Below are 26,452 nucleotides of genomic sequence, written 5' to 3'. Positions count from 1 at the left end.
ACGGAAGCTCATGGCCTCGGTCCCTTCCCTCGCTTCGACCGTGCAGCAGCGTCTCGCGGACGCCCTTGCGGCAGCCCTGCCGGAAGCCGGCTCCGCCGACCCCCTGCTGCGACGAAGCGACCGGGCCGACTTCCAGGCCAACGGCATCCTGGCGCTCGCCAAGCGACTGAAGGGCAATCCGCGCGAGCTGGCGGCCAAGGTCGTCGACGCGCTCCCGGCGGGCGACGTGCTGAAGGAGATCGAGGTCTCCGGCCCTGGATTCCTGAACATCACGATCAGCGACGAGGCGATCGTGAAGACCCTCGCCGCCCGCGCCGCGGACGACCGCCTCGGCGTCCCGTACGCGGCCCAGGCGGGCACGACGGTGATCGACTACGCCCAGCCGAACGTCGCCAAGGAGATGCACGTCGGCCATCTGCGCTCGGCGGTGATCGGTGACGCCATGGTGCAGATCCTGGAGTTCACCGGCGAGAAGGTGATCCGGCGCCACCACATCGGCGACTGGGGCACCCAGTTCGGCATGCTCATCCAGTATCTGATCGAGCACCCGCACGAGCTGGACCACAGGGACGAGGGCACGGTCTCCGGCGAGGAGGCCATGTCCAACCTGAACCGCCTCTACAAGGCGTCGCGCGCTCTGTTCGACTCCGACGAGGAGTTCAAGGAGCGCGCGCGGCGCCGGGTCGTCGACCTCCAGTCCGGCGACGAGGAGACCCTCGCCCTCTGGCAGAAGTTCGTGGACGAGTCGAAGATCTACTTCTACTCGGTCTTCAACAAGCTCGACATGGAGATCCGCGACCCTGACGTCGTGGGCGAGTCGGGCTACAACGACATGCTCGACGAGACCTGCCGGATCCTCGAGGAATCGGGCGTCGCCGTACGCTCCGAGGGCGCACTGTGCGTGTTCTTCGACGATGTGAAGGGCCCGGACGGCAATCCGGTCCCGCTGATCGTCCAGAAGTCCAACGGCGGCTACGGCTATGCGGCCACCGATCTCTCCGCGATCCGCGACCGGGTGCAGAACCTCGGCGCCGACTCCCTGCTGTACGTGGTGGACGCCCGGCAGTCGCTGCACTTCAAGATGGTCTTCGAAACCGCGCGGCGGGCCGGCTGGCTGAGCGACAAGGTCACGGCCGTCCAGCTGGCCTTCGGCACGGTGCTCGGCAAGGACGGCAAGCCGTTCAAGACCCGTGAGGGCGAGACGGTGCGGCTGGTGGACCTGCTGGACGAGGCGATCGAGCGGGCCACCTCGGTGGTGCGCGAGAAGGCCGGGAAGGTCGGCCTGACGGAGCGGGAAGTCGTCGAGAACGGGGCCCACGTCGGCATCGGCGCGGTGAAGTACGCGGACCTGTCGACCTCGGCGGTGCGGGACTACAAGTTCGACCTGGACCAAATGGTGTCCCTCAACGGCGACACGTCCGTCTACCTCCAGTACGCGTACGCCCGTATCCGGTCGATCCTCCGCAAGGCGGGCGACGGCCGCCCCGTCGCCCACCCGGAGCTGGAGCTCGCCCCGGCGGAGCGGGCGCTCGGACTGCACCTGGACCAGTTCGGCGAGGTCCTGTCCGAGGTGGCCACGTCGTACGAGCCGCACAAGCTGGCCGCGTACCTCTACCAGCTCGCCACGCACCTGACGACCTTCTACGACCAGTGCCAGGTCATCAGTGCCGACAACACGGTGGAGGTCTTCGAGAACCGGCTGTTCCTGATCGACCTGACCGCCCGCACACTGCACCAGGGCATGGCGCTCCTCGGCATCCGGACCCCCGAGCGTCTCTGAGACGACGGGCACGGGCACAGGGCGGCCCCGGCGACATACGGTCGCCGGGGCCGTCCTCCTCTGCTCCTCCTCTGGGCCCGCTCACATCAGCCGGTGCGCCATGCGCCCCGTGGACGCTTCGATCTCGTCGTGCGCCTTGTCGAGCAACTGGGTCGCGATGTCCTTCAGCGCACGACCGCCCGCGATCTCCTCACCGACCCGGAGCTGTCCGGGGTCGGAGGGGTGACGGCTGGCGTTGCCGTGGCCCCGGACCTCCGTGCCGTCGGCGAGGCGGAGCATCGCCGACGCTTTGGTCTTGTCGCCGTCCTCGCGGAATTCCATCTCGACGTGCCATCCGGCAAGCGTCTCCATGACGGATCACCTCCAGCGGTATCGCCACCAGTTCTCAGGGTGCGCCGACCTGCCGATGATCACCACGCCACCGTCCTGCACCGGCACGGGTAGCGGGGCGCGTGTCACCCCGGATTGACGGCCAGGAGGGTCCCGCCGAGGCCGGCGTGCCGCCAGGAGTCGAGCCGGGCACGGATCCCGTCGGACTGACCACCCAGGGTCATGATTCCGGCCACGGCTCCGGTGCCGGTCCGCGGCGAGCGCGGACCAGCCCCTGCGGATCGCTACTGGACTTTCCACTCGTCCGTGTCCCGCCAGTAGTCGTACACCTTGCGCCCCTCGATGGCGCTGGTGCGGAAGGGCTTCCCCTCATCGTCGATGCGGAGCGTCCCGGACCGGTCGCCGCTGCTCCAGCCGAGCTCCAGATACCACTGGACGTCGTGGTCTTCCGTGTGAACATCGAGATTGAGGACCTGCGGGTCCTTGGCGGAGACCGAGAACGGGAAGTTCTTCGCCGGCACAACGTTGTCTTCGTCGCCTCCGGCCACGGGCTTGGCCGTCGGTCGGCCGGCGTCCAGGTCGACGTTGAAGGTCTGTGGGGTGATACCGCCGCCGCAGCCCTCTCCCATGGAGTACACCCCCCAGTCCAGGGCTTTGCTCTTTCCGACGACCCGCACGTTCAGTGAGGTGAGGAGGACGGCCTTGTCCGCGTTGCCCGTCGCGGTCACCTGAAGCCTCAAGTTGCCACCGGGGACAGCGCCCAGAGTGCGGCGCCAGCGTTGCATGTCCTGCGGAGGGGGCGGCGCGGGAACCTGGTCGGGCTTCTGCTCGAGGACGTAGACCTCGCCGCACGGCTTGTCCCAGTTGTACGAGCTGATGCCGGCGCTCGGTGCGACATCGCCGCCCTTCTCCTCGGACGGCCCCGAACTGCCGGAGCTTTCACCGCCCGACGGGGAGCCGCTCGGCTTCTTGCCGTCTGGTGAGGCACTGCCACTCGGTGAGGAGGACGCCCGCGCCGGTGCGGAGGGCGTTGCGGTCCCGGCTCCCGCCACGACCCCGGCGGGCTCCTTCTTCCCGCCGCTGTCGTGCGTCTTCGCGCCGCCCTGCAACCGGCCGACCGCGATGGCGCCCGAGACGGCCACGGCGAGAACGACGGCCGTGGCCAAAGCGATCCGCGGGATGCGCTTGCGCATCCCGCGGGCATTCCCGGCCACCGCCTGTTCGGGGGACGGCGGTCCGTCCGCTTCGTCCGCCTCGGTGCCGGGCTCCGCCCCGGGCGCGTTCCCGTCCGCGACCACGTCGGGTGCGTGGACCGGGACGGGCGCAGGCTCCGCGTCGGCGGACGGCCCGGCGGACGGCTCCGCGGAAGCGGACCGGCCTCGCCGGCGCGCTTCGTCGGCCACGATCCAGCGCCGGTGCAGCTCCACCAACTCGTCGGAGCTCGCGCCGCACACCCGTGCGAGGCGCTCCACGGGGGCGTAGTCCGTCGGAACGGCATCCCCGTTGCAGTAGCGGTGCAGTGTCGACGTACTCATGTGCAGCGCTCTGGCGAGTGCCCCGTAGCTACGCCCGGAGCGTTCCTTCAGGGTGCTCAGCAGCTCCGCGAAGCCGCTCGATTCCGTCCCCAATCCCGACCCCCTCGTCGCCCATCGTCCCTGGAACGCATTCCAGGCAATGGGTATTTCCGCTGGTCAAGCCCGTCCCGGCATTCCACCTTCCCCCATTGTCCTGGATCCGTTGTCCCAACAGCCACTCGGCCCACAAGGTTTGTGCAGCACCACCGAACCGGGAGCCGACATGCGAATCCGACTGAGCGTCACCGACGCTGTCGCGACCGGAGTGCTGATCCTCTGCATCGCGGTTCTGATCGCACTGAACAACCGCATGTGACACACACCGATCACCCACGGGGAGTCGACCACCATGAACACCTTCCGTACCCGCACCGCCATCGCCACCGTCGTACTCGTGGCCGGGCTGTCCCTGACGGCCTGCCAGAACGACGCCAAGACGGGCGCGGCCGACTCCTCGGGCGGCAAGACCGGCGCCAGTGCCCCCGCCGCGGCGGGCTCCGATGCCAACGCCAACGCGTCGTCGGGCTCCACCGGCAACAGCGCCCAGGCCTCTTCGACCGGCGGCGCATCAAAGTCCGCAGGCTCCGAGTCCGCAGGCTCCAAGTCCTCGGGCGGCAAGCAGAGCACGGGCAGCAAGAGCACCAGTGGCAACCCCACCACCTGCACCACCGCCAACACCAAGGTCAAGGTCAGCAAGGTCGCCCGCCCGATCAACCACCTGCTGCTCACCGTCACCAACACCGGTTCCGGCACCTGCAACGCCTACGGCGCTCCGCTGCTCCGCTTCGACGACGCACAGGCCGCCACGCAGATCAACGAGGACAGTAAGCCGCAGGCCGTCACCACCCTCGCCCCGGGCGAGTCCGCCTACGCCGCGATCAGGCTGACCGGTGAACCCGGCGCGGGCGGCAAGGGCTACACCGCGAAGAAGCTGGGCGTGCTGTTCGCCCCGAAGAGCCTGACCGGTTCGGTGGGCAAGGCTGTCAACCTCAACCTCCCGTCGGGGACCTTCCTCGACGACAACGCGGAGGTCACCTACTGGCTGAGCGACATGCAGGACGCGCTCAGCCACTGATCCCGGCTCTTGCCGCGTCCGCGCCAGGGGGCGCTTGGTACGCAACCGAGAGCCGACAAGAGCCGGCGGCGGTTCTCCCCCAGCCCGCCGGCCCTCGACCACCGCGGCCCACGCCGTCCACCGGCCCGTGTCCGACGCCGCCCACCGGCTGCGTCAGACGCGGGCCAGCTTCTGTGCGGCCTCCGTCGCCCAGTACGTCAGGATCATCTGGGCGCCCGCCCGCTTGATCCCGGTCAGCGTCTCCAGGACCGCCTTGTCGCGGTCGATCCAGCCCTTCTCCGCCGCGGCCTCGACCATCGCGTATTCACCGGAGATCTGGTACGCGGCCACGGGTACGTCCACCGCGTCCGCCACCCGGGCGAGCACGTCGAGATACGGTCCGGCGGGCTTGACCATCACCATGTCGGCGCCCTCTTCCAAGTCGAGCGCCAACTCGCGCAGGGACTCCCGCAGATTCGCCGGATCCTGCTGGTACGTCTTGCGGTCGCCCTTCAGGGACGAGGCCACCGCCTCCCGGAACGGCCCGTAGAAGGCCGAGGAGTACTTGGCGGTGTAGGCGAGGATCGAGACGTCCTCCTTGCCGATGGTGTCCAGGGCGTCACGGACGACGCCGACCTGGCCGTCCATCATCCCGCTGGGACCGACCACATGGACGCCCGCGTCCGCCTGGACCTGCGCCATCTCGGCGTACCGCTCCAGCGTGGCGTCGTTGTCGACACGCCCCTCGGTGTCGAGCACCCCGCAGTGGCCGTGATCGGTGTACTCGTCCAGACAGAGATCGGACATGATCACGAGCTCGTCGCCGACCTCCTCCTTCACCGCCCGGATCGCGACCTGGAGGATCCCTTCCGGGTCCGTCCCCGCGGTCCCCGCGGCGTCCTTCTTCGCGTCCTCCGGCACACCGAACAGCATGATCCCGGAGACACCGGCCTCGCGGGCCTCGACGGCGGCCTTCCGCAGGGTGTCCAGCGAGTGCTGGACGACCCCGGGCATCGCGGCGATCGGCACCGGCGCGCTCACGCCCTCCCGGACGAACGCGGGAAGGATCAGGTCGGCGGGGTGCAGCCGGGTCTCGGCGACCATGCGCCGCATCGCGGGGCTCGTACGCAGCCGTCGCGGCCGCGCGCCGGGGAAGGATCCGTACACAGTCATACGCCCCACGCTACGCCCGTCCACGGGACGCACTTACCGACAGAGCGCCGGTGCACGGGGCCCCGCACGCACGGCGAAGGGGCCATGGGGAGCAAGCCCCATGGCCCCTTGGAGTGCCTAGTGCTGTGGCCCTCGGCTCAGGTCGTACGGCGCCTGCGCGCCCCCGGCCGCCGCTCGCTCGGCCTCGTCACCGGGTCCCCCGCTTCCACGGCGGTCTCTCGGCGGCGCGCTCCGAACTGCGCCAGTGCCTCGGCCAGCTTGTGCACCGACGGCTCGGGCGACAGCACGTCCACCCGAAGCCCGTGCTCCTCCGCCGTCTTGGCGGTCGCGGGACCGATGCACGCGATCACGGTCACGTTGTGCGGCTTTCCTGCGATGCCGACCAGGTTCCGCACCGTCGACGACGACGTGAAGAGAACGGCGTCGAAACCGCCGCCCTTGATCGCCTCGCGGGTCTCCGCCGGCGGCGGCGACGCCCGTACGGTCCGGTAGGCCGTGACGTCGTCGACCTCCCAGCCGAGCTCGATCAGACCCGCCACCAGCGTCTCCGTGGCGATGTCGGCCCGCGGCAGGAACACCCGGTCGATCGGGTCGAACACCGGGTCGTACGGCGGCCAGTCCTCGAGGAGTCCGGCGGCCGACTGCTCGCCGCTGGGCACCAGGTCCGGCTTGACGCCGAACTCGATCAGGGCGCGGGCCGTCTGCTCGCCCACGGCGGCGACCTTGATCCCGGCGAAGGCGCGGGCGTCGAGCCCGTACTCCTCGAACTTCTCACGCACCGCCTTGACGGCGTTGACGCTGGTGAAGGCGATCCACTCGTAGCGCCCGGTCACCAGCCCCTTGACGGCGCGTTCCATCTGCTGCGGCGTGCGCGGCGGTTCGACGGCGATCGTCGGTACCTCGTGGGGCACCGCGCCGTACGAACGCAGCTGGTCGGAGAGCGAGGCCGCCTGTTCCTTCGTACGCGGCACGAGGACCTTCCAGCCGAACAGCGGCTTGGACTCGAACCACGCGAGCTGGTCACGCTGGGCCGGGGCACTGCGCTCGCCGACCACGGCTATGACGGGCCGGTGGCCCTCCGGCGACGGCAGCACCTTGCCCTGCTTGAAGACCTGGGCGATGGTCCCGAGCGTCGCGGTCCAGGTCCGCTGGCGCGTCGTCGTACCGGCCACGGTCACCGTCAGCGGGGTGTCCGGCTTGCGGCCGGCCGCGACGAGTTCACCGGCCGCGGCGGTCACCGCGTCAAGCGAGGTGGAGACGACGACGGTCCCGTCCGATGCCCCGATCTCGGTCCAGCAGCGCTCGTCGGCCGTACGGGCGTCGATGAAACGCACATCGGTGCCCTGCCCGTCGCGCAGCGGCACGCCGGCGTACGCGGGCACGCCCACCACCGTCGCGACGCCCGGCACGACCTCGAACGGAATGCCTTCCGCCGCGCAGGCGAGCATCTCCCGGCCTGCGTCGCCGTCGAGCCCGGGATCACCGCACACCGCACGGACGACCCGCTTGCCGCCCCGTGCGGCCTCCATGACAAGATTGGCCGCATCCCTCAACACAGGGACACCGGCGGCTGTTGACGCCTCGTCGACAACCGTCAGCTCCGGCGCGCTCACGCCTGCCCGCGCATGGCCGCGAACGACCTCGAGGACATCGGGCTCGGCGATCAGCACGTCCGCGCCCGCCAGCGCCTCCACGGCGCGCAGCGTCAGCAGCCCCGGGTCACCGGGACCGGCGCCGAGGAAGGTGACATGCCCCTGTGCGGAGAACGCCGACGAGGCGGATGTGGCAGTGGTGGTGGGGCTCAAAGTGCTCGCTCCCCCATAAGACCGGCCGCACCCTTGGCAAGCATCTCGACCGCGAGCTCGCGGCCGAGCGCGACGGCCGCGTCGTGCGACGTGGGTACGGGACCGGTGGTGGACAGCTGCACCAGCGTCGAGCCGTCGGTCGTACCGACGACACCCCGCAGGCGCATCTCATGAACATCCTGTCCGTCTCCCGGCAGGTCGGCGAGCGCACCCACGGGTGCGCTGCAGCCGGCCTCCAAGGCGGCGAGCAGGGAACGCTCGGCGGTCACGGCGGCCCGGGTGTGCGGGTCGTCGAGTCCGGCGAGCGCGGCGGTCAGGTCGGTGTTCTCGGCGAGACACTCGACCGCCAGAGCCCCCTGGCCGGGGGCGGGCAGCACCGCGTCGACCGACAGGAAGTCGGTCACCTCGTCGATCCTGCCGATGCGGTTGAGCCCTGCCGCGGCCAGCACCACGGCATCGAGCTCCCCACTGTGTACGTATCCGATCCGGGTGTCGACGTTCCCCCGGATCGGCACGGTCTCGATCTCCAGCCCGTGCGCACGCGCATGGGCGTTGAGCTGTGCCATCCGCCGCGGCGAACCGGTGCCGATCCGGGCGCCGTTCGGCAGCCGGTCGAGCGTCAGTCCGTCACGGGCGACGAGCACGTCCCTCGGGTCCTCGCGGAGCGGGATCGCGGCCAGCGTCAGCTCCTGCGGCTGCGCGGTCGGCAGGTCCTTCAGCGAGTGCACCGCGAAGTCGACCTCACCCGCGAGCAGCGCGTCGCGCAGCGCGGTGACGAACACCCCGGTGCCGCCGATCTGCGCGAGGTGCTCACGGGAGGTGTCGCCGTACGTCGTGATCTCGACGAGTTCGACGGGACGGCCGGTCAACCGGGTCACCGCCTCCGCCACCTGCCCGGACTGGGCCATGGCGAGCTTGCTGCGCCTGGTCCCCAGCCTCAGAGCCTTGTCGGCCTTCTCGGCCCTCTCGGTCATACTCGCCCTCGGTTCTTGACGTCGGCGTCGTTCAGGTCGGCCCGGCTGACGGCGGCGACCGTCTCCGGGTCGAGGTCGAAGAGTGTGCGCAGCGCGTCGGCGTACCCGGCGCCGCCGGGCTCCGCCGCGAGCTCCTTGATCCGCACGGTGGGCGCATGCAGAAGCTTGTCGACGACGCGGCGCACGGTCTGGGCGACCTCCGCTCGCTGCCGCTCGTCCAGGTCGGGCAGCCGGCCCTCCAGCCGCGCCACTTCCCCGGCGACGACATCGGCGGCCATGGTACGCAGGGCGACGACGGTCGGCGTGATGTGCGCGGCGCGCTGTGCCGCACCGAACGCCGCCACCTCGTCGGCGACGATGGTGCGCACCTGGTCGACATCGGCGGCCATCGGGGCGTCCGCCGAGGCTTCGGCGAGCGACTCGATGTCGACGAGACGGACCCCGTCGAAGCGGTGCACCGCGGCGTCGATGTCGCGGGGCATGGCGAGGTCGAGCAGAGCGAGGCACGTGTCGCGGCCCTTGAGCGCGGTCTCGACCGCGTCCGCTCCCAGCACCAGCCCCGTCGCCCCGGTGCACGAGACGACGACGTCGGCACGTGTCAGTTCCTCGTCGGTCGCGGCCATGTCGACGGCGCGGGCGCGCACGCCCGTGCCCCCGGGCTCGGTCAGGATCTGGACGAGCCGCTCGGCCCGCTCCGGCGTCCGGTTGGCGACGACGACCTCGCAGACACCGGCCCTCGCGAGGGTCGCGGCTGCGAGCGAGGACATCGAGCCGGCACCGATGACCAGGGCCCGCTTGCCCTTCGCCCAGACGTCGACCGGGGTGCCCTGGGACAGCTGCTCGAGCCCGAAGGTGACGAGCGACTGTCCGGCACGGTCGATCCCGGTCTCGCTGTGGGCGCGCTTGCCGACCCGCAGCGACTGCTGGAAGAGGTCGTTCAGCAGCCGGCCCGCGGTGTGCAGCTCCTGGCCCAGCGCGAGGGCGTCCTTGATCTGGCCGAGGATCTGCCCCTCGCCGATGACCATCGAGTCGAGACCGCAGGCCACCGAGAAGAGGTGGTGGACGGCCCTGTCCTCGTAGTGCACGTAGAGATAGGGGGTGAGCTCTTCCAGCCCGACGCCGCTGTGCCGGGCGAGCAGGGTCGACAGCTCGGCGACACCGGCGTGGAACTTGTCGACGTCGGCGTAGAGCTCGATGCGGTTGCAGGTGGCAAGGACCGAGGCCTCGGCCGCCGGCTCCGCGGCGAGGGTGTCGTGCAGCAGCTTGACCTGCGTGTCCTTGGACAGCGAGGCACGCTCCAGCACGCTGACCGGAGCGCTGCGGTGACTGAGTCCGACGACCAGGAGGCTCATGCCGGCATCACGGCGGGGACATCCCCGTCGGGCCCTTTCCGGCCGGAGCCGCCACCGGCCGTCGCACCGGCGTCGGCCGTCGCACCGGCGCCTGCGGGCTCTTCCACATCGGCGGGCACGGCCGCGGCGCCGGATCCGGCGCCAGCACCCGTCGTCGCCTCGTCGGCGGCCACCTGTGCCACGTCCGCGTCCCCCTCCGGCTCCTCGCCGGCCTTGCGCTGCTCGTGGAACGCGAGGATCTGCAGCTCGATCGAGAGGTCGACCTTGCGCACGTCGACGCCGTCGGGGACCGACAGCACGGTGGGAGCGAAGTTGAGGATCGAGGTCACACCGGCGGCGACCAGCCGGTCGCACACCGGCTGCGCGGCGCCCGCCGGGGTCGCGATGACCCCGATGGACACGCCGTTGTCGGAGATGATCTTCTCCAGCTCGTCCGTGTGCTGGACGGGGATCCCGGCGACCGGCTTCCCGGCCATCGCCGGGTCCGCGTCGATCAGCGCGGCGACCCGGAAGCCACGGGAGGCGAAGCCTCCGTAGTTGGCGAGGGCGGCGCCGAGGTTACCGATACCGACGATCACTACCGGCCAGTCCTGGGTGAGGCCGAGCTCGCGGGAGATCTGGTAGACGAGGTACTCCACGTCGTAGCCGACACCGCGGGTCCCGTACGAGCCGAGGTACGAGAAGTCCTTCCGCAGCTTCGCGGAGTTCACCCCCGCCGCCGCCGCCAGCTCCTCGGAGGAGACCGTGGGCACGGAGCGCTCCGACAGCGCGGTCAGTGCGCGCAGGTACAGCGGAAGTCGGGCGACGGTGGCCTCGGGGATTCCTCGGCTACGAGTCGCCGGTCGGTGAGTTCGGCCAGTTGCCACGGTGCTCCTGCGGGATGAGCGAGGCTGCAGGCGGCCGTACGTCCCAGGACCGCCCCGTCGAATGCAGGCTATGTCTTTGTGAACGCGTGCACAAAGATGGTGTCCGCTTTGTCCGACCAAAGTGACCGGGGTCACGCGGACCGATCGCGCGGTTCCGGAACCGCGCACCGCTCCCTGCCGTTGAAAAACCGAAGAGGGCAAAGCACTCCACTCTCCTGTGGCCGCGCCCCCGAGACGCCGGCAAAACGCCCACGATGGTAACCGCCTTTCGGGTCACGCCCCCAGTTCGCGGCGGAGCCGGTCCGCGTCCACACGCCAGAACGTGTGCTGCTCGCCGTCCACCAGCACGACCGGGATCTGCTCCCAGTACGCCCGGTGGAGCGCCTCGTCACGGGTGATGTCCTTCTCCTCCCATGCGGCACCGGTCTCCGCGCACACCTTCTCGATCACGGCCCGGGCGTCGTCACAGAGATGACATCCGGGCTTCCCGATCAAGGTCACGACACGTTCGCCGGCCTTCTTCTTCGTGCGCCGCAGCAGAGGACTCATGACCCCATTCTCCGCCCCGAGCCTCCACTGCCGGTCGCGCGCCCGATTGGTCGCGTTTAACAATCCGGCCACCGAGAGTTCACGCCTTCGCATCCCCGTGAGTCGGGAAGCACCGGGCCGACTGGCTATGCTCACGCCATGGCCGCACTGGGATGGCTCACCCCACGTAGGCGCTCCGCTACCGCCCGGAGCGTCCTGGCAGGCGAGGCCGCCGCCGAGGCGGCGCGCAAGACCTCGCAACAGCTCGCCGAAGGCGACGGAACCACGGACGGCGCGGCCGGGGAGGCACAGCGCAAGGAGCCGGACTTCCCCGTCGCCGGGGACGCCCGCGCCGCGGCCTTCTTCGACCTCGACAACACCGTCATGCAGGGCGCCGCGATCTTCCACTTCGGCCGGGGACTGTACAAGCGGAAGTTCTTCCAGCGCCGCGAGCTGGCCCGGTTCGCCTGGCAGCAGACATGGTTCCGGCTCGCCGGGGTCGAGGATCCGGAGCACATGCAGGACGTGCGCGAGTCCGCGCTGTCCATCGTCAAGGGCCACCGGGTCTCGGAGCTGATGTCGATCGGCGAGGAGATCTACGACGAGTACATGGCCGACCGCATCTGGCCCGGCACCCGTGCACTCGCCCAGGCGCACCTCGACGCGGGACAAAAAGTGTGGCTGGTCACGGCTGCGCCGGTGGAGACCGCGACGATCATCGCCCGGCGGCTCGGGCTGACGGGCGCGCTCGGCACGGTCGCCGAGTCCGTCGACGGCGTCTACACCGGGAAGCTGGTCGGCGAACCGCTGCACGGTCCGGCGAAGGCCGAGGCGGTACGGGCGCTGGCGGGGGCGGAAGGCCTGGACCTCGCCCGCTGCGCGGCGTACAGCGACTCGCACAACGACATCCCGATGCTGACCCTGGTCGGGCACCCGTACGCGATCAACCCGGACACCAAGCTGCGCAAGTACGCGCGCGAGCGCGACTGGCGACTGCGCGACTACCGCACCGGCCGCAAGGCGGCCAAGGTCGGCATCCCCGCGGCGGCGGGCGTCGGCGCACTGGCGGGCGGCACCGCGGCCGCCGTCGCCCTGCACCGCAGGCGCCGCTGACGCGACAAAGGACCGACCCGCCCGTACCCGGCAGCCCCGCCCGAGCCACCCCTTGCCGCGCGGCCCAATGCCGTCGCCGGCAGGGAACCCCCCAGCGCCGGGGCCGGAAGCCTCCCCCTGGGCCGAAGCGATCCGTACAGATCCGGACGAGTGCGTGAACCGCCCGGACAGCTCTGCGCTCGGACCCGCCACGTGCATGCGAATACCTGCCCGGATCCGCAGATACCTGCACGCGTTCGCACACCTTTGCACGCATTTCTCACCGCGGCCGCCTACGAACGTGCCACCTCCGGCCGGAACGACACCCCCGCGCGCCGCGCACCGCATCCACGTCGGCTCACCCGCCGCACGCACGGCCTGTCGCATTGCGGACGACCGAGCACAACCCGTCACCGGCCCCAGCTGATTCCGAAGTAATCCGATCAGTAATCGATCACAATCTGCTACTTCACCCGTCGCTTTGCCGTAACAGAAGCGACGGAATCGATGATTTGAGCAACTGGGTGTAGCGCCGCCTGTACGAAGCGTTATTCTCCTCAGACGCATTAAGGACCCCACACGTCGCCACGACGAGTGAACGGTCCCGCACTGCACGTGATGGAAGCTCTGCCTCTGGGAGTCCCGTGTACCCACACGTCGGGGTTGACGCCTCGGGCCTGGCTACGCTGCGCGCAACGGTCGCCGACCACTTGCGCGGCTTCGTCCCCACCGCGTACGCCGTCCCCGCCTTCGCCACGCCGAGCTCGGCCGCCCTCGGCCCTGCCGGTCCCTGCTACGCCCTGACGGACGGAATCGAGAAGGGGCGCAGTGGTGTCGTCGATGGGCGCCGGTCCGGCGACGGACGGGAGATCGGCAGAAGGAGCGGCCGCGGCACCTCCACCACCGCCCGCCGCCCCAGCGCCGACAGCGACAGCGCGCGCATGATGGAGCTCGTCGAGCGCGCCCAGGCGGGCGAGGCCGAAGCCTTCGGCCGCCTCTACGACCAGTACAGCGACACGGTCTACCGCTACATCTACTACCGCGTCGGCGGCAAGGCGACGGCCGAGGACCTCACCAGCGAGACCTTTCTGCGCGCGCTGCGCCGTATCTCGACCTTCACCTGGCAGGGCCGCGACTTCGGCGCCTGGCTGGTCACCATCGCCCGCAATCTGGTCGCCGACCACTTCAAGTCGAGCCGCTTCCGACTGGAAGTGACCACCGGAGAAATGCTCGACGCCAACGAGGTCGAGCGCAGTCCCGAGGAGTCGGTACTCGAGTCGCTCTCGAACGCCGCGCTGCTCGAGGCCGTCCGCAAACTCAACCCGCAGCAGCAGGAGTGCGTCACGCTGCGCTTCCTGCAGGGCCTGTCGGTCGCCGAGACCGCACGTGTGATGGGCAAGAACGAAGGTGCGATCAAGACACTGCAGTACCGCGCGGTCCGCACCCTGGCCCGGCTCCTCCCCGACGACGCCCGCTGACCCTCCGTGGCCCGCTCCCCCTCCCGCGAGGCCCGCGTTCGGCCCGTACGCCGGCGCACCGCCCCGTGTACCACCCCCACGCACCAGCCCCCCACGCTGCCCCCGTCCCTTCAACTCACCACCCGTGAGCGGCTGATGACGCACTGGTCCGATCATCCTTCGCGCGTAACCCAACTGCCGAGCCGCTCGTTGTGCGGAATGCAGGCTCCCTGCGGTCACGTCATGTCCGCGGCCACTCACTCATTCGTGTGGATGTGCTCAAGGCGTGCAACCTTCCGGACCCCCCGGGGAGTCGACCGTCATGACGAGAGGAGGTGCCGCCAGTGATCGCGAACGTTTCGGCGCACCGGCGGGCGAACGCCTTCGCCCAGGGCCTGGAGGATCAGACGCTTCTGGGCACGGCGGCCGAGCAGCCCGAGGATTCGGCCGAACCGGCCGAACAGACAAGGCTGCTGGCTCTGGCGAACGGCCTCGGTGAGCTGCCGAAGCCCGCGTTGGATCCCGAGGTCAAGGTGGTGCAGCGAGCGCAGCTCGTCGCCGCCATGGAGGCCATGCTCCTGGAGGGCACGGCTTCCGGAGGAGGTGTCCCGGGGCGCACTGCCGTCCCGGGACAGCGCGGCTCCGGCCGGGGCGCCCACCGGGCGTCGCCGCTGGGGAAGCTGCGCCCACGCTCCCGCTGGTCCAAAGGCCTGGCTGCCGGAGGCCTCACGGTCGGAGTCGCCGCCGGTGCCTTCGGCGGAGTGGCCGCCGCCAGCTCCGATTCCCTCCCCGGCGACTCGCTCTACGGGCTGAAACGGGGCATGGAGGACTTCAGGCTGGGGATGACCGACGACGACGCCGACCGGGGCAGCCTCTATCTCGACCAGGCGTCGACCCGGCTCAGTGAGGCCCGTCGGCTGATGGAGCGCGGCCGTGCCGGGGATATGGACCACGAGTCGCTCGGCGAGGTCAGGCGCGCCCTGACCGGGATGCGTCACGACGCCTCGGAAGGGCACCGCCTCCTCCACCAGGCATACGAGCGGGACGGTTCACTCACCCCGATCGCGACCCTGTCCTCCTTCTCGCTCTCCCACCGCGACACCTGGAACGGGCTGCGCAACCGCCTCCCGGTCCAGCTCAATGACGTGGGCGAGGAAGTGAGTTCGGTCTTCGACGCCATAGACCAAGAGGTCGGGCCGCTCCAGTCGCTGCTCCCCCGCGCTCCGAAGAAGGAGAGCGCCGGCCCCCAGCACCCCGGGGCGAACCCGGAGCGCTCTCGCGGTGCGGGTTCGTACGGCACGGGCTCGTCCGCGCCGTCTTCGCCGGCCATGAGCGATCCGCAGTACGACAGCCGCCCCGGACCCTCCGGCTCGGGACCGTCGCAGGACGAAGGTCTGCTCGACGGCGGCACCGGCGATCTGCTCCCACCACCGAGCAGCATCGCACCGGCCCTGCCGTCCGGTGGTCCTGCGGCGCCGCCCATGCCGGACGTCACCATCCCGCCGCTGCTGCCCGGGCTGCTTCCGGACCTTGGCCTCGAGGCCGAGGACGGCGGCTAAGGGACAGCCCTGAGGACAGGACCAGGCCCTGTCACATGAGTGAGGGGGAGAGGCGTTGTGCCTCTCCCCCTCACTCATGTGCCCAATGCGCCCATACGCCCGGTCAGAAGAAGACGGACCGCCGCTGCACCAGCAGCTTGTAGAGCGTGTGCTGGATCTGCTCCCGCACCTGGTCGGTCAGGTTGAACATCAGCATCGGGTCCTCCGCCGCCTCCGGCGGATAGCCGTCGGTCGGGATCGGCTCCCCGAACTGGATCGTCCACTTCGTCGGCAGCGGCACCGCTCCGAGCGGTCCCAGCCAGGGGAAGGTCGGCGTCAGCGGGAAGTACGGGAAACCCAGCAGCCGCGCCAGCGTCTTCGCGTTGCCGATCATCGGATAGATCTCCTCCGCCCCGACGATCGAGCAGGGCACGATCGGTACGCCCGCTCGCAGCGCCGTGGAGACGAATCCGCCCCGTCCGAACCGCTGCAGCTTGTAACGCTCGCTGAAGGGCTTTCCGATGCCCTTGAAGCCCTCTGGCATCACCCCGACGACCTCGCCCTGCTGCAGCAGCCGCTCGGCGTCCTCCGTGCACGCCAGCGTGTGCCCTGCCTTACGCGCCAGTTCGTTTATCACCGGCAGCATGAACACCAGATCCGCGGCGAGCAGCCGCAGATGCCGGTCCGCGGGGTGGTTGTCGTGCACGGCCACCTGCATCATCAGACCGTCGAGCGGCAGCGTTCCCGAATGGTTGGCCACCACGAGAGCACCACCGTGCGACGGGATGTTCTCGATGCCCTTCACCTCGACACGGAAGTACTTCTCGTACACCGGACGGACGAGCGACATGAGCACCTGATCGGTGAGCTCCTTGTCGTAACCGAACTCGTCGACCTCGTAGTCCCCGGTGAGCCTGCGCCGCAGAAACGCCAGTCCGCCCGCGATCCGCCGGTCCCAGCCGCCCTGACGATCAGAGCTGCCGCGCCGGCTGGCGGCAGCTCCTGCCGGGCCGCCCGTCTCCGGCCCGCTGCGAGAGCCGGCCGAACTCATGCCCATACGAGCGGTGTCCGGTCCCTGAGGGGTCACGCCCGCCCCCCTCGCGGCGGTGCCCGGCGTCACGTCCTTGGCAGCCGCGCCGGGCAGCTCTCCGTCGGACTGCCCCGGCAGGGCTCCTGCGGGCACCTCACGCATCGCCACCGCCTCGGCGGGAGCCTTCCGCCGGCTTGCCCCCGGGCGTCGCCGCACCGCGCGTGGCGACGTGCCCGCACGCGACCGGTCGTCGTCGAACGGAATGACCTTGGCGTCCGCCATCGTTGCTTGCGCTCCTTATCCGGCGCTATCCGGCGCTCTGAGTGCTGTTCGCCGTGCGTGTCGCGGCGGTGCTCGCGCTGCCGCCGAAGGCAGTGCCCACCCTCGTACGGCCCCCGACCGCCGGCAGCGCGGCGAGCCTGTCCACCGCCCGGCCGACTGTCTCGGGCGGCAGCAGCCCAGGGGCCCGGCTGCGTGCGAACTCCGCGAAGGTCCCGGCCGTCGTATAGGCGGGTGCGAAGCCCAGCGTCTCGCGCATCTGGACCGTGCTCACCACCCGGCCGTGGGTGAGCAATCGAATCTGCTCCGGGGAGAAGTCGGTGATCCCGACCGTGCGCAGGGCCGAGCCGACCCAGGTGACCGCGGGCAGCAGCACCGGCACCGTCGGACGGCCGAGCCGCCGCGAGCACTGGGACAGCAGCAGCACCCCTTCACCGGCCACATTGAACGTGCCGCTGTTGAGTGTTCCGCGGCGCGGCTCGTGCGAGGCCAGGCGCAGCACCTCGATGACGTCGTCCTCGTGGACGAACTGCAGCCGCGGGTCGTAACCGAAGACCGTCGGCAGCACGGGCAGCGAGAAGTAGTCGGCGAGCGGGGAGTCGGCCCGGGGCCCGAGGATGTTCGCGAAACGCAGCACACAGACCGCGACGTCCGGCCTGCGCCGGGCGAAACCGCGGACGTACCCCTCCACCTCCACGGCGTCCTTGGCGAAGCCGCCGCTGGGCAGCGACTTGGGCGGGGTGGTCTCGGTGAAGACGGCCGGGTCACGTGGCGCCGAGCCGTACACGCTCGTACTGGACTTGACGACCAGACGCTTGATGGTGGGGGACTTCTGACAGGCACCGAGCAGCTGCATGGTGCCGATCACGTTGGTCTCCTTGACCGTGGCCCTGCCGCCGGAGCCCAACGGCGTGCCCGTGACGTCCATGTGGACGACGGTGTCGACGCCGTGCTCGGCCAGCACACGCGCTATGGCCGGCTGACGGATGTCCGCCCGGACGAAGTCGGCACCGCCGAGATGGTGCTCGGGGGTCACCGCGTCCACGCCGACCACCCGGTCGACTTCGGGGTCCCGCTGGATGCGTCGTACGAAGCGGCCCCCGAGTTGCCTGGCCACACCGGTGACGAGCACGACCTTGCCCAAGATCAGCGCCTTCCGTTCGCTTCTCCCCTACGCGTCACCGTAGCGGGTTGATGTTGCGCTGTGATGACCCCGGGGCAGTCTTCACGGCTCTTTGCCCCCAACGTCGTACGACGCGCCGCGGCCCTCCCACCGTGCTGGTGGAAGGGCCGCTTGGCTCACGGACAGCCGTCGCCTACTTCTTGTTGCGACGCTGAACGCGCGTGCGCTTGAGCAGCTTGCGGTGCTTCTTCTTCGCCATCCGCTTGCGCCGCTTCTTGATAACAGAGCCCACGACTACCCTCGCTCACTTCTCTTCACTCGGTGCGGGGCGTCTGGGCCCACACGACCTACGTCGGCCTAGCCTACCGGCCCGAGCGGCGAGCTTGTAACCGAGGGGACATCTCAGGCCGATTCGACCCCCACGAAGGACTCGCGGAGATATTCGTGAACCGCTTGCTCCGGCACCCGGAAAGACCTCCCCACCCTGATTGCCGGCAGATGTCCGCTGTGCACCAACCGGTACACCGTCATCTTCGACACCCGCATCACCGAGGCGACTTCCGCCACGGTCAGAAACTTGACCTCGTTGAGAGGCCTCTCGCCAGCAGCCATGTCCCACCTGTACCTTCCGCACACGACGCACACCGGCTTCCCCTCCGGTGACTCTTCGTCGCGGTGCGCTCACTCACCAGACTAGGGGCGGGTGGTGCGAGTGGGGAAGAGGAGCAGCCATCGGCCGTTTACTGTGACAGACACGCTCGATTGAGTACATAGCGAGTAAGCGGCCGGTAGTAATCGGACCGCACAGCGTCATCAAGCGGAACGGCGACCGAGACCCGGCCCTCGGCCTCGCCGACGAACAGCGCCGGATCGTCGGTGTCCGCCAACCCGATGGCGTCGAACCCGAGCTGACCTGCACCGCAGACCCAGCCGTGGTCACCGACGACCAGCCCTGGAAGCGGATCCCCGGCTTCGGCCAAGCCCTCCAGAGCGACCCGAACCGGCAGGGGTGAGTGGGTGTGCGCGCCCAGCCTCCGGCCCGCCTCGCGCGCCTGCCGTTCCCGCACCAGGGCAACTCCCCTGACGTAGTCCAGGTTGTACGTGCGTACGCCGAACCGGGTCGTTATGTCGACACATCGCCCCTGCGCGGGTGTGAGCACAGCACAGCCCACCGCCGACAAAGCGTCTGCCAGCTCGGCGTAGAAGCCGAGGAGGCGGTGCGGATGCCCGGTCCCGAACAGCACCGGGGTCCGCCGGGCCGCCGCCTCGGCCAGCCGCTCGGCGAAGGCATCCAGCCCGCTCAGCGTCTTTTCGGGGTTGATCACATCCGGGCCGGAAACATCACCAGGATCGTCCGAAACACCGCACTTGTCGGCCATCAGTGCGATCAGATCCCGCTCAGCCCATACCCACTCGGGATCGAGTCCGAGCATCACGCGGGGATCCCGCGCCGCGAACAGCCGATAGCTGCGCAGGCTCTCCTCCCGTGACGTGGCCACCGGTCCCGCCAGTCTCGCCGCCAACAGATGCGCCCGCAGCGCTCCCCTGCTCAACACATGCCGATGCTCCCGCAGGGCCCCCTGGCGCGCCCGGAAACCCCGTTGAATCCGCACGGTCGGCGTAACGCCCGGGCCGACCCCGGCGCAGGGGCCGGGGACGGCCGTGTGTCACGCCAGCATGCCCCGCAGCGGGAAGGCGGCCCGCCGGGTCGCCAGCACGGCCTGGTCCAGGCGGTCAGCCGGGTCGTACCCGCTCTCCCACTCCTGCCACCGCGGCGTACGCCCGTCCGTCATCCGTCCCGGCGCCAACTGCCGTGTGCGCGCATAGACCTCGTCACGCCACTGCGACGGAACCTCGGACTCGGGGTCCACCGGCGCGTGCGCGGCGATCGACACGAGATGCGTCCACGACCGCGGCACGACGTCCACCACCGCGTATCCGCCACCGCCGAGGGCGATCCACCGCGCGTCCTCGACATGCTCGTGGGCCAGTGCGTGGCAGGCCTCCTGCACCAGTCGCTGCGCGTCCAGGGAGACCGCCAGATGCGCGAGCGGATCCTCGAAGTGCGTGTCCGCCCCGTGCTGGGTCACCAGGACCTGGGGCCGGAATTCGGCCAGAAGCTCGGGCACCACCGCGTGGAACGCCCGCAGCCATCCTTCGTCGCCGGTGCCGGCGGGCAGCGCCACATTGACCGCGGACCCTTCGGCGGCTCCCTCCCCGCCCGTCTCCTCCGGCCAGCCCGTCCCCGGGAAGAGCATCCGCGGATGCTCGTGCAGCGAGATCGTCAGCACTCTCGGGTCGTCCCAGAACGCGGCCTGCACCCCGTCCCCGTGGTGCACGTCGACGTCCACGTAGGCGACGCGTTCCGCACCCAGTTCCAGCAGCCGGGCGATCGCGAGCGAGGCGTCGTTGTAGATGCAGAAGCCCGACGCCGCCCCCGGCATCGCATGGTGCAGGCCGCCCGCGAAATTCACGGCATGAGCGGCGTCCCCGCGCCACACCGCCTCCGCCGCGCCCACGGACTGTCCCGCGATCAGCGCGGCGACCTCGTGCATCCCGGCGAAGGCCGGATCGTCCATGGTCCCCAGGCCGTACGCCTGGTCGGCCTCCCGCGGGTTCTGGGACGCCGCCCGCACGGCGGCCACATAGTCCTCGCGGTGGACCAGCCGCAGGGTGGAGGGGCCGGCGGGTTTCGCCGCGACCACGTCCACCGCTCGGTCCAGCCCGTACGCCCGCACCAACCCCATGGTCAGCGCGAGCCGTACCGGATCCATCGGATGGCCGGGTCCGAAGTCATACTTCGTTACCGCCTCGTCCCACATCAACTGTGCGCGGCCGCTCATGAGCGTCACCGTATCGGTCGGGCTCCGGCGCGAACGAGCGGGCGTACACCAGCGTCACGAGCACCAACACCATCGGCACCAGCATCGCGCCCCGGTAGTTCCAGAAGTCCCCGAGCACTCCGACGAGAGGCGAGCCGACCAGGAAGCCGACATAGTTGCAGACGTTCAGCCGTGCCACGGCCACGTCGCTGGCGCCCGGGAACAGCCTTCCGCCGGCGGCGAAGGTCTGCGGCACGATCACACACAGCCCCAGGCCGAGCAGGGTGAAACCGGCCAGCCCCGTCCACGCTCCCGGGGCCATCGCGACCACCGCGAAGCCCCCGGCTGCCAGCACCGTCCCGCAGCGCACCACGGCCACCGCACCGAAGCGCCGCACCCCCAGGTCCCCCACGGCCCGCCCCAGCAGCGTCGTCACCATGTAGGCGTTGTACGGAACGGTCGCCAGCTCCTCCGAGCTCCCCAGTACGTCCTGGAGGTACTTGGCGCTCCAGTTGGAGACCGTCGAGTCCCCGATGTACGCGAAGGTCATCACGAGGCACAGCGGCAGCAGCGCCGAGAACGCCACAGCCGTACCGCCACTGCGGTCCGCGGCCTCCGCCGTGTGGCCGGAGAGCTCCTCGCGCGTGTCCAGGTACCAGCGGCTGCCGATGAGCGCCGTCGGCAGCAGCACCGCCACCACCGGCAGATACAGCACCACCAGCGGCAGCCCCCAGTGCGCACCGGCCCAGGCCAGCGAGGCACCGGCGATCCCGCCCAGGCTGAACGCCGCGTGGAAGCCGAGCATGATGCTGCGCCCGTACTCCCGCTGGAGGCGCACCCCGAGCATGTTCATGGACGCGTCCAGGGCGCCGACGGCCAGACCGAACGCACCGAGTGCCGTGGCCACGTGCCACAGTTCCGTCCCGGCGCCCACGGCCAGCAGGGCGAGCAGTACGACCGGCTGGGACCAGCGCAGCACGGCCGCGGGCCGCACGCGCGCCACCAGCTTCTCGGTGGCCACACTGCCCACTCCGGCCAGGATCGGCACGGCCGCCAGGAAGAGCGGCAGCAGCGCGTCGGATATGCCGTACCGGTCCTGGATCGCGGGTATCCGCGTCACGAGCAGGGCGAAGGTCACGCCCTGCGCACAGAAGCCGAGCGCCAGCGAAGCCCGACCGTGCCGCAGCGGCGCATGAGCGATGGTCATGGCCGCACAGCGTAAGGCGCTCAACTACCGCTGGGTAGACGGATCACACGAGCAATCCGAGCAACTCCGCCATGTCCCCGAAGTACCCCCTGGCTCCCTGCAGTTTCCCGGCCGCGGTCATCGCGGTGAAGCCGTACACGTCCATGCCTGCGGCGCGTGCGGCGGCCACTCCGAGAGGGCTGTCCTCCACGACGACACAGCGCTCCGGCGGCGCTCCCATGCGCTCGGCGGCGTGGAGGAACAGATCCGGCGCCGGCTTGCCCCGTCCCACGTCCTGGGCGCTGAAGATGTTCTCGTCCCGGAACCAGCTGTCCAGCCCGGTGGTGCGGTGACCGACCCGGATGCGCTCATGGCTGCCCGACGAGGCCACGCAGTACGGCACCTCGTCGGCGACCAGCTTCTCCAGTACGGCGCCGATACCGGGCACGGGCCGCAACTCCCGCTCGAACGCCGCGAAGGTGCGGGCGTGCAGGGTGTCGTCGAAGTCCTCGGGCAGCCGCTGTCCGGTCCGCGCCCTGACGAGTTCGTGGATGCGGTGCACGGCGGAGCCCATGTAGTCCCGCACCGATTCCTCGTACGAGGTGGGGTGCCCCAGTTCGGTCAGATACCCGGCGAGGATCTTGTTGGCGATGGGCTCGCTGTCGACGAGTATGCCGTCGTTGTCGAAGATGACCAGGTCGTAGCGCATGGGACCAGACTAGGAAGCGGGCCGCAGACGGCGTACGGCGCCCATGTCATCGGCGAGGAGGTCGGCGTGCGACAGTGCGAAGTCCCCGTTCGGAAGCCGGCCCCCGACGTAGGTGCCGACGACCGTGGCGGGAAGGAACTCACGCAGCCGGTCCCTCATCCTGGGCGGGTAATCGACCGGTGAGCCCCAGTCGTCCGGTGCCTCGTCCGTGCCGAAGACGACCCAGTGGTCGACCTCGACTTCGGCATCGAGGTCCGGTGCCCCGCCCGTGTGGCAGTCCAGGGCGGGGAGCCGCAGCTCGTCGGGGTCATTGGGCTCGTACCACAGCAGCAACGGCTTGGCCTGTTGCGCCTGGGCGTTGTCGAAGCAGCAGACCGCGACGGTGTGGTCGGGGAAGTGGTCGGCGTAGAAGTCGAAGAGGGACGGCTCGAGGTGCGGCCGCTTGTGCCACGGGACCTGGCTGAGGGCGGCGGGAATCAGCGTCGGGTCGGCGGCGAGCAGGACGGTGTAGACGTCGTGCTCGAAGACCTGGACGGGGGCGGACCGAGGCGCTGCTTCCATCCAGTCCATGAGCGCCGGCATGCCCACGGATACGGGCCGTACCGCGTCGACCATGCGCTGGAGGATGTCACGTTCCCTCCCGGTGGACAGGAAGTTCTCGGGGCTCATCCCTTGGGCCGGCAGGTGCAGAAGCATGGCGTTCGGCCCGTCGGCGAGGTTGACCGCCGTGTTCTGGTACCCGACGACGTGGATCAGTCCGTGTTCCGGATGCCGTCGACGACCGGCGTAGAGGGTGGTTCCGGAGAACGTGGCCGGCGCGATCGATATGCACATGGCGCGATCGTACTGACCCACAACGCAGAAATGCCTCAACCCCCGGACATAGTCCGGGGGTTGAGGCTACAAATTGTTCGGCGGCGTCCTACTCTCCCACAGGGTCCCCCCTGCAGTACCATCGGCGCTGAAAGGCTTAGCTTCCGGGTTCGAAATGTAACCGGGCGTTTCCCTAACGCTATGACCACCGAAACACTATGAAGAAATCAAACACCACCGGCATAAACGGGGGCGTGTTCGTTACTTCAGAACTAACACAGTGGACGCGAGCAACTGAGGACAAGCCCTCGGCCTATTAGTACCGGTCAACTCCACACGTTACCGTGCTTCCATATCCGGCCTATCAACCCAGTCGTCTACTGGGAGCCTTACCCCATCAAGTGGGTGGGAGTCCTCATCTCGAAGCAGGCTTCCCGCTTAGATGCTTTCAGCGGTTATCCCTCCCGAACGTAGCCAACCAGCCATGCCCTTGGCAGAACAACTGGCACACCAGAGGTTCGTCCGTCCCGGTCCTCTCGTACTAGGGACAGCCCTTCTCAAGACTCCTGCGCGCGCAGCGGATAGGGACCGAACTGTCTCACGACGTTCTAAACCCAGCTCGCGTACCGCTTTAATGGGCGAACAGCCCAACCCTTGGGACCGACTCCAGCCCCAGGATGCGACGAGCCGACATCGAGGTGCCAAACCATCCCGTCGATATGGACTCTTGGGGAAGATCAGCCTGTTATCCCCGGGGTACCTTTTATCCGTTGAGCGACGGCGCTTCCACAAGCCACCGCCGGATCACTAGTCCCGACTTTCGTCCCTGCTCGACCCGTCGGTCTCACAGTCAAGCTCCCTTGTGCACTTACACTCAACACCTGATTGCCAACCAGGCTGAGGGAACCTTTGGGCGCCTCCGTTACTCTTTAGGAGGCAACCGCCCCAGTTAAACTACCCATCAGACACTGTCCCTGATCCGGATCACGGACCCAGGTTAGACATCCAGCACGACCAGAGTGGTATTTCAACGACGACTCCACAACCACTGGCGTGGCCGCTTCAAAGTCTCCCACCTATCCTACACAAGCCGAACCGAACACCAATATCAAACTGTAGTAAAGGTCCCGGGGTCTTTCCGTCCTGCTGCGCGAAACGAGCATCTTTACTCGTAGTGCAATTTCACCGGGCCTATGGTTGAGACAGTCGAGAAGTCGTTACGCCATTCGTGCAGGTCGGAACTTACCCGACAAGGAATTTCGCTACCTTAGGATGGTTATAGTTACCACCGCCGTTTACTGGCGCTTAAGTTCTCAGCTTCGCCCCACCGAAATGGAGCTAACCGGTCCCCTTAACGTTCCAGCACCGGGCAGGCGTCAGTCCGTATACATCGCCTTACGGCTTCGCACGGACCTGTGTTTTTAGTAAACAGTCGCTTCTCGCTGGTCTCTGCGGCCACCCCCAGCTCACCGAGTAAATCGGATCACCAGACGTGGCCCCCCTTCTCCCGAAGTTACGGGGGCATTTTGCCGAGTTCCTTAACCATAGTTCACCCGAACGCCTCGGTATTCTCTACCTGACCACCTGAGTCGGTTTAGGGTACGGGCCGCCATGAAACTCGCTAGAGGCTTTTCTCGACAGCATAGGATCATCCACTTCACCACAATCGGCTCGGCATCAGGTCTCACCCTGTATGAGAGACGGATTTACCTATCTCTCGGGCTACACCCTTACCCCGGGACAACCACCGCCCGGGCTGGACTACCTTCCTGCGTCACCCCATCACTTACCTACTACCACCTTGGATCAGCGGCTCCACCACTCCCCCTCACTCCGAAGAGATCAAGGGCGGCTTCACGGCCTTAGCATTAATGGATTCGATATTGGGCGCTTCAAAGCGGGTACCGGAATATCAACCGGTTGTCCATCGACTACGCCTGTCGGCCTCGCCTTAGGTCCCGACTTACCCTGGGCAGATCAGCTTGACCCAGGAACCCTTAGTCAATCGGCGCACACGTTTCCCACGTGTGTATCGCTACTCATGCCTGCATTCTCACTCGTGAACCGTCCACAACTCGCTTCCGCGGCTGCTTCACCCGGCACACGACGCTCCCCTACCCATCACAGTCCCCGTTGGGGGTACATACTGCAATGACACGACTTCGGCGGTACGCTTGAGCCCCGCTACATTGTCGGCGCGGAATCACTTGACCAGTGAGCTATTACGCACTCTTTCAAGGGTGGCTGCTTCTAAGCCAACCTCCTGGTTGTCTCTGCGACTCCACATCCTTTCCCACTTAGCGTACGCTTAGGGGCCTTAGTCGATGCTCTGGGCTGTTTCCCTCTCGACCATGGAGCTTATCCCCCACAGTCTCACTGCCGCGCTCTCACTTACCGGCATTCGGAGTTTGGCTAAGGTCAGTAACCCGGTAGGGCCCATCGCCTATCCAGTGCTCTACCTCCGGCAAGAAACACACGACGCTGCACCTAAATGCATTTCGGGGAGAACCAGCTATCACGGAGTTTGATTGGCCTTTCACCCCTAACCACAGGTCATCCCCCAGGTTTTCAACCCTGGTGGGTTCGGTCCTCCACGAAGTCTTACCTCCGCTTCAACCTGCCCATGGCTAGATCACTCCGCTTCGGGTCTAGAGCGTGCAACTCAATCGCCCTATTCGGACTCGCTTTCGCTACGGCTTCCCCACACGGGTTAACCTCGCTACACACCGCTAACTCGCAGGCTCATTCTTCAAAAGGCACGCAGTCACGAGAACCTCCGAAAAGGTTCCGACGCTCCCACGGCTTGTAGGCACACGGTTTCAGGTACTATTTCACTCCGCTCCCGCGGTACTTTTCACCATTCCCTCACGGTACTATCCGCTATCGGTCACCAGGGAATATTTAGGCTTAGCGGGTGGTCCCGCCAGATTCACACGGGATTTCTCGGGCCCCGTGCTACTTGGGAAT

At 68.6% G+C, this 26,452-nt stretch carries 21 protein-coding genes, 2 rRNA genes and 1 pseudogene (1 of these 24 only partly in view); 5 read left to right on the top strand and 19 right to left on the bottom strand.

All coding sequences use genetic code 11. The features are described 5' to 3' along the window. Positions 1–10: 10 nt before the first annotated feature. Positions 11–1,780: an arginine--tRNA ligase gene (gene argS, locus ACTWOL_RS21555; RefSeq protein ID WP_474298393.1), complete on the top strand. Its 1,770-nt coding sequence runs from the start codon at positions 11–13 to the stop codon at positions 1,778–1,780. Between the two features lie 81 nt (positions 1,781–1,861). Here the strand turns inward: argS and ACTWOL_RS21550 are convergent, their stop codons facing one another. Next, a complete protein-coding gene (locus tag ACTWOL_RS21550) occupies positions 1,862–2,131 on the bottom strand; it encodes a DUF1876 domain-containing protein (RefSeq protein WP_474298392.1) in 270 nt (89 codons plus the stop codon). Between the two features lie 263 nt (positions 2,132–2,394). Next, positions 2,395–3,738 carry a helix-turn-helix domain-containing protein gene (locus ACTWOL_RS21545; protein ID WP_474298391.1) on the bottom strand — a complete coding sequence of 448 codons (1,344 nt, stop codon included), beginning with the start codon at positions 3,736–3,738 and terminating at the stop codon, positions 2,395–2,397. A 295-nt stretch (positions 3,739–4,033) separates the two neighbouring features. Between ACTWOL_RS21545 and ACTWOL_RS21540 the strand changes: the two genes are divergently transcribed. After that, on the top strand, positions 4,034–4,759 hold the full coding sequence (locus ACTWOL_RS21540; RefSeq protein WP_474298390.1) for a DUF4232 domain-containing protein: 726 nt from the start codon (positions 4,034–4,036) through the stop codon (positions 4,757–4,759). A 153-nt stretch (positions 4,760–4,912) separates the two neighbouring features. Here the strand turns inward: ACTWOL_RS21540 and hemB are convergent, their stop codons facing one another. From hemB to ACTWOL_RS21510, 6 genes and pseudogenes are all read right to left on the bottom strand, one after another. Then, positions 4,913–5,911 (bottom strand): porphobilinogen synthase, encoded by a 999-nt coding sequence (gene hemB / locus ACTWOL_RS21535; RefSeq protein WP_474298389.1) that lies wholly within the window; start codon positions 5,909–5,911, stop codon positions 4,913–4,915. Between the two features lie 137 nt (positions 5,912–6,048). Further along, positions 6,049–7,716 (bottom strand): bifunctional uroporphyrinogen-III C-methyltransferase/uroporphyrinogen-III synthase, encoded by a 1,668-nt coding sequence (locus ACTWOL_RS21530; protein ID WP_474298388.1) that lies wholly within the window; start codon positions 7,714–7,716, stop codon positions 6,049–6,051. Beyond that, positions 7,713–8,690 (bottom strand): hydroxymethylbilane synthase, encoded by a 978-nt coding sequence (gene hemC / locus ACTWOL_RS21525; protein WP_474298387.1) that lies wholly within the window; start codon positions 8,688–8,690, stop codon positions 7,713–7,715. Before hemC ends, ACTWOL_RS21530 begins: the two co-directional genes overlap by 4 nt. After that, a complete protein-coding gene (locus ACTWOL_RS21520) occupies positions 8,687–10,042 on the bottom strand; it encodes a glutamyl-tRNA reductase (RefSeq protein WP_474298386.1) in 1,356 nt (451 codons plus the stop codon). Before ACTWOL_RS21520 ends, hemC begins: the two co-directional genes overlap by 4 nt. A gap of 113 nt (positions 10,043–10,155) precedes the next feature. After that, a pseudogene (locus tag ACTWOL_RS21515) lies at positions 10,156–10,908 on the bottom strand (redox-sensing transcriptional repressor Rex); the annotation flags it as partial. 273 nt (positions 10,909–11,181) lie between these two features. Then, the gene (locus tag ACTWOL_RS21510; protein ID WP_474298385.1) at positions 11,182–11,457 is read right to left on the bottom strand and encodes a glutaredoxin family protein; all 276 of its coding nucleotides are present in this window, start codon (positions 11,455–11,457) and stop codon (positions 11,182–11,184) included. Positions 11,458–11,595: 138 nt separating this feature from the next. Here ACTWOL_RS21510 and ACTWOL_RS21505 point away from each other — a divergent pair, with 138 nt between their 5' ends. From ACTWOL_RS21505 to ACTWOL_RS21495, 3 genes are all read left to right on the top strand, one after another. Further along, positions 11,596–12,549 carry an HAD family hydrolase gene (locus ACTWOL_RS21505; protein WP_474298384.1) on the top strand — a complete coding sequence of 318 codons (954 nt, stop codon included), beginning with the start codon at positions 11,596–11,598 and terminating at the stop codon, positions 12,547–12,549. Positions 12,550–13,172: 623 nt separating this feature from the next. Further along, the gene (locus ACTWOL_RS21500; RefSeq protein ID WP_474298383.1) at positions 13,173–14,006 is read left to right on the top strand and encodes an ECF subfamily RNA polymerase sigma factor, BldN family; all 834 of its coding nucleotides are present in this window, start codon (positions 13,173–13,175) and stop codon (positions 14,004–14,006) included. Between the two features lie 323 nt (positions 14,007–14,329). Further along, positions 14,330–15,544 carry a DUF5667 domain-containing protein gene (locus ACTWOL_RS21495; RefSeq protein ID WP_474298382.1) on the top strand — a complete coding sequence of 405 codons (1,215 nt, stop codon included), beginning with the start codon at positions 14,330–14,332 and terminating at the stop codon, positions 15,542–15,544. A 103-nt stretch (positions 15,545–15,647) separates the two neighbouring features. Here ACTWOL_RS21495 and ACTWOL_RS21490 read toward each other — a convergent pair whose 3' ends face one another. The 11 genes from ACTWOL_RS21490 to ACTWOL_RS21440 form a co-directional block, all read right to left on the bottom strand. Beyond that, positions 15,648–16,835 (bottom strand): lysophospholipid acyltransferase family protein, encoded by a 1,188-nt coding sequence (locus ACTWOL_RS21490; RefSeq protein ID WP_474298381.1) that lies wholly within the window; start codon positions 16,833–16,835, stop codon positions 15,648–15,650. Positions 16,836–16,860: 25 nt separating this feature from the next. After that, a complete protein-coding gene (locus ACTWOL_RS21485) occupies positions 16,861–17,976 on the bottom strand; it encodes an NAD-dependent epimerase/dehydratase family protein (RefSeq protein WP_474298380.1) in 1,116 nt (371 codons plus the stop codon). Positions 17,977–18,148: 172 nt separating this feature from the next. Then, positions 18,149–18,247: a 30S ribosomal protein bS22 gene (locus tag ACTWOL_RS21480; protein WP_003948845.1), complete on the bottom strand. Its 99-nt coding sequence runs from the start codon at positions 18,245–18,247 to the stop codon at positions 18,149–18,151. Between the two features lie 110 nt (positions 18,248–18,357). Beyond that, positions 18,358–18,567: a helix-turn-helix domain-containing protein gene (locus ACTWOL_RS21475; RefSeq protein ID WP_158687078.1), complete on the bottom strand. Its 210-nt coding sequence runs from the start codon at positions 18,565–18,567 to the stop codon at positions 18,358–18,360. Between the two features lie 128 nt (positions 18,568–18,695). Next, a complete protein-coding gene (locus tag ACTWOL_RS21470) occupies positions 18,696–19,511 on the bottom strand; it encodes a phosphatase (RefSeq protein ID WP_474298379.1) in 816 nt (271 codons plus the stop codon). A gap of 111 nt (positions 19,512–19,622) precedes the next feature. After that, positions 19,623–20,798 (bottom strand): acetoin utilization protein AcuC, encoded by a 1,176-nt coding sequence (locus ACTWOL_RS21465; RefSeq protein ID WP_474298378.1) that lies wholly within the window; start codon positions 20,796–20,798, stop codon positions 19,623–19,625. Then, complete coding sequence (locus ACTWOL_RS21460; RefSeq protein ID WP_474298377.1) at positions 20,749–21,984, bottom strand: MFS transporter; 1,236 nt, start codon at positions 21,982–21,984, stop codon at positions 20,749–20,751. Before ACTWOL_RS21460 ends, ACTWOL_RS21465 begins: the two co-directional genes overlap by 50 nt. A 43-nt stretch (positions 21,985–22,027) precedes the next feature. Beyond that, positions 22,028–22,672, bottom strand: coding sequence for an HAD family hydrolase (locus tag ACTWOL_RS21455; RefSeq protein WP_474298376.1), 645 nt, complete (start codon positions 22,670–22,672; stop codon positions 22,028–22,030). A 9-nt stretch (positions 22,673–22,681) separates the two neighbouring features. Next, complete coding sequence (locus tag ACTWOL_RS21450; RefSeq protein ID WP_474298375.1) at positions 22,682–23,506, bottom strand: hypothetical protein; 825 nt, start codon at positions 23,504–23,506, stop codon at positions 22,682–22,684. A gap of 75 nt (positions 23,507–23,581) precedes the next feature. Further along, positions 23,582–23,698: ribosomal RNA gene (gene rrf, locus ACTWOL_RS21445) — 5S ribosomal RNA — on the bottom strand. 83 nt (positions 23,699–23,781) lie between these two features. Then, positions 23,782–26,452: ribosomal RNA gene (locus ACTWOL_RS21440) — 23S ribosomal RNA — on the bottom strand; it runs 451 nt beyond the window's last position.

It is taken from the genome of Micromonospora sp. IBHARD003 (genome assembly GCF_056106285.1).
This window is presented reverse-complemented; position numbering and strand designations above follow the sequence as displayed.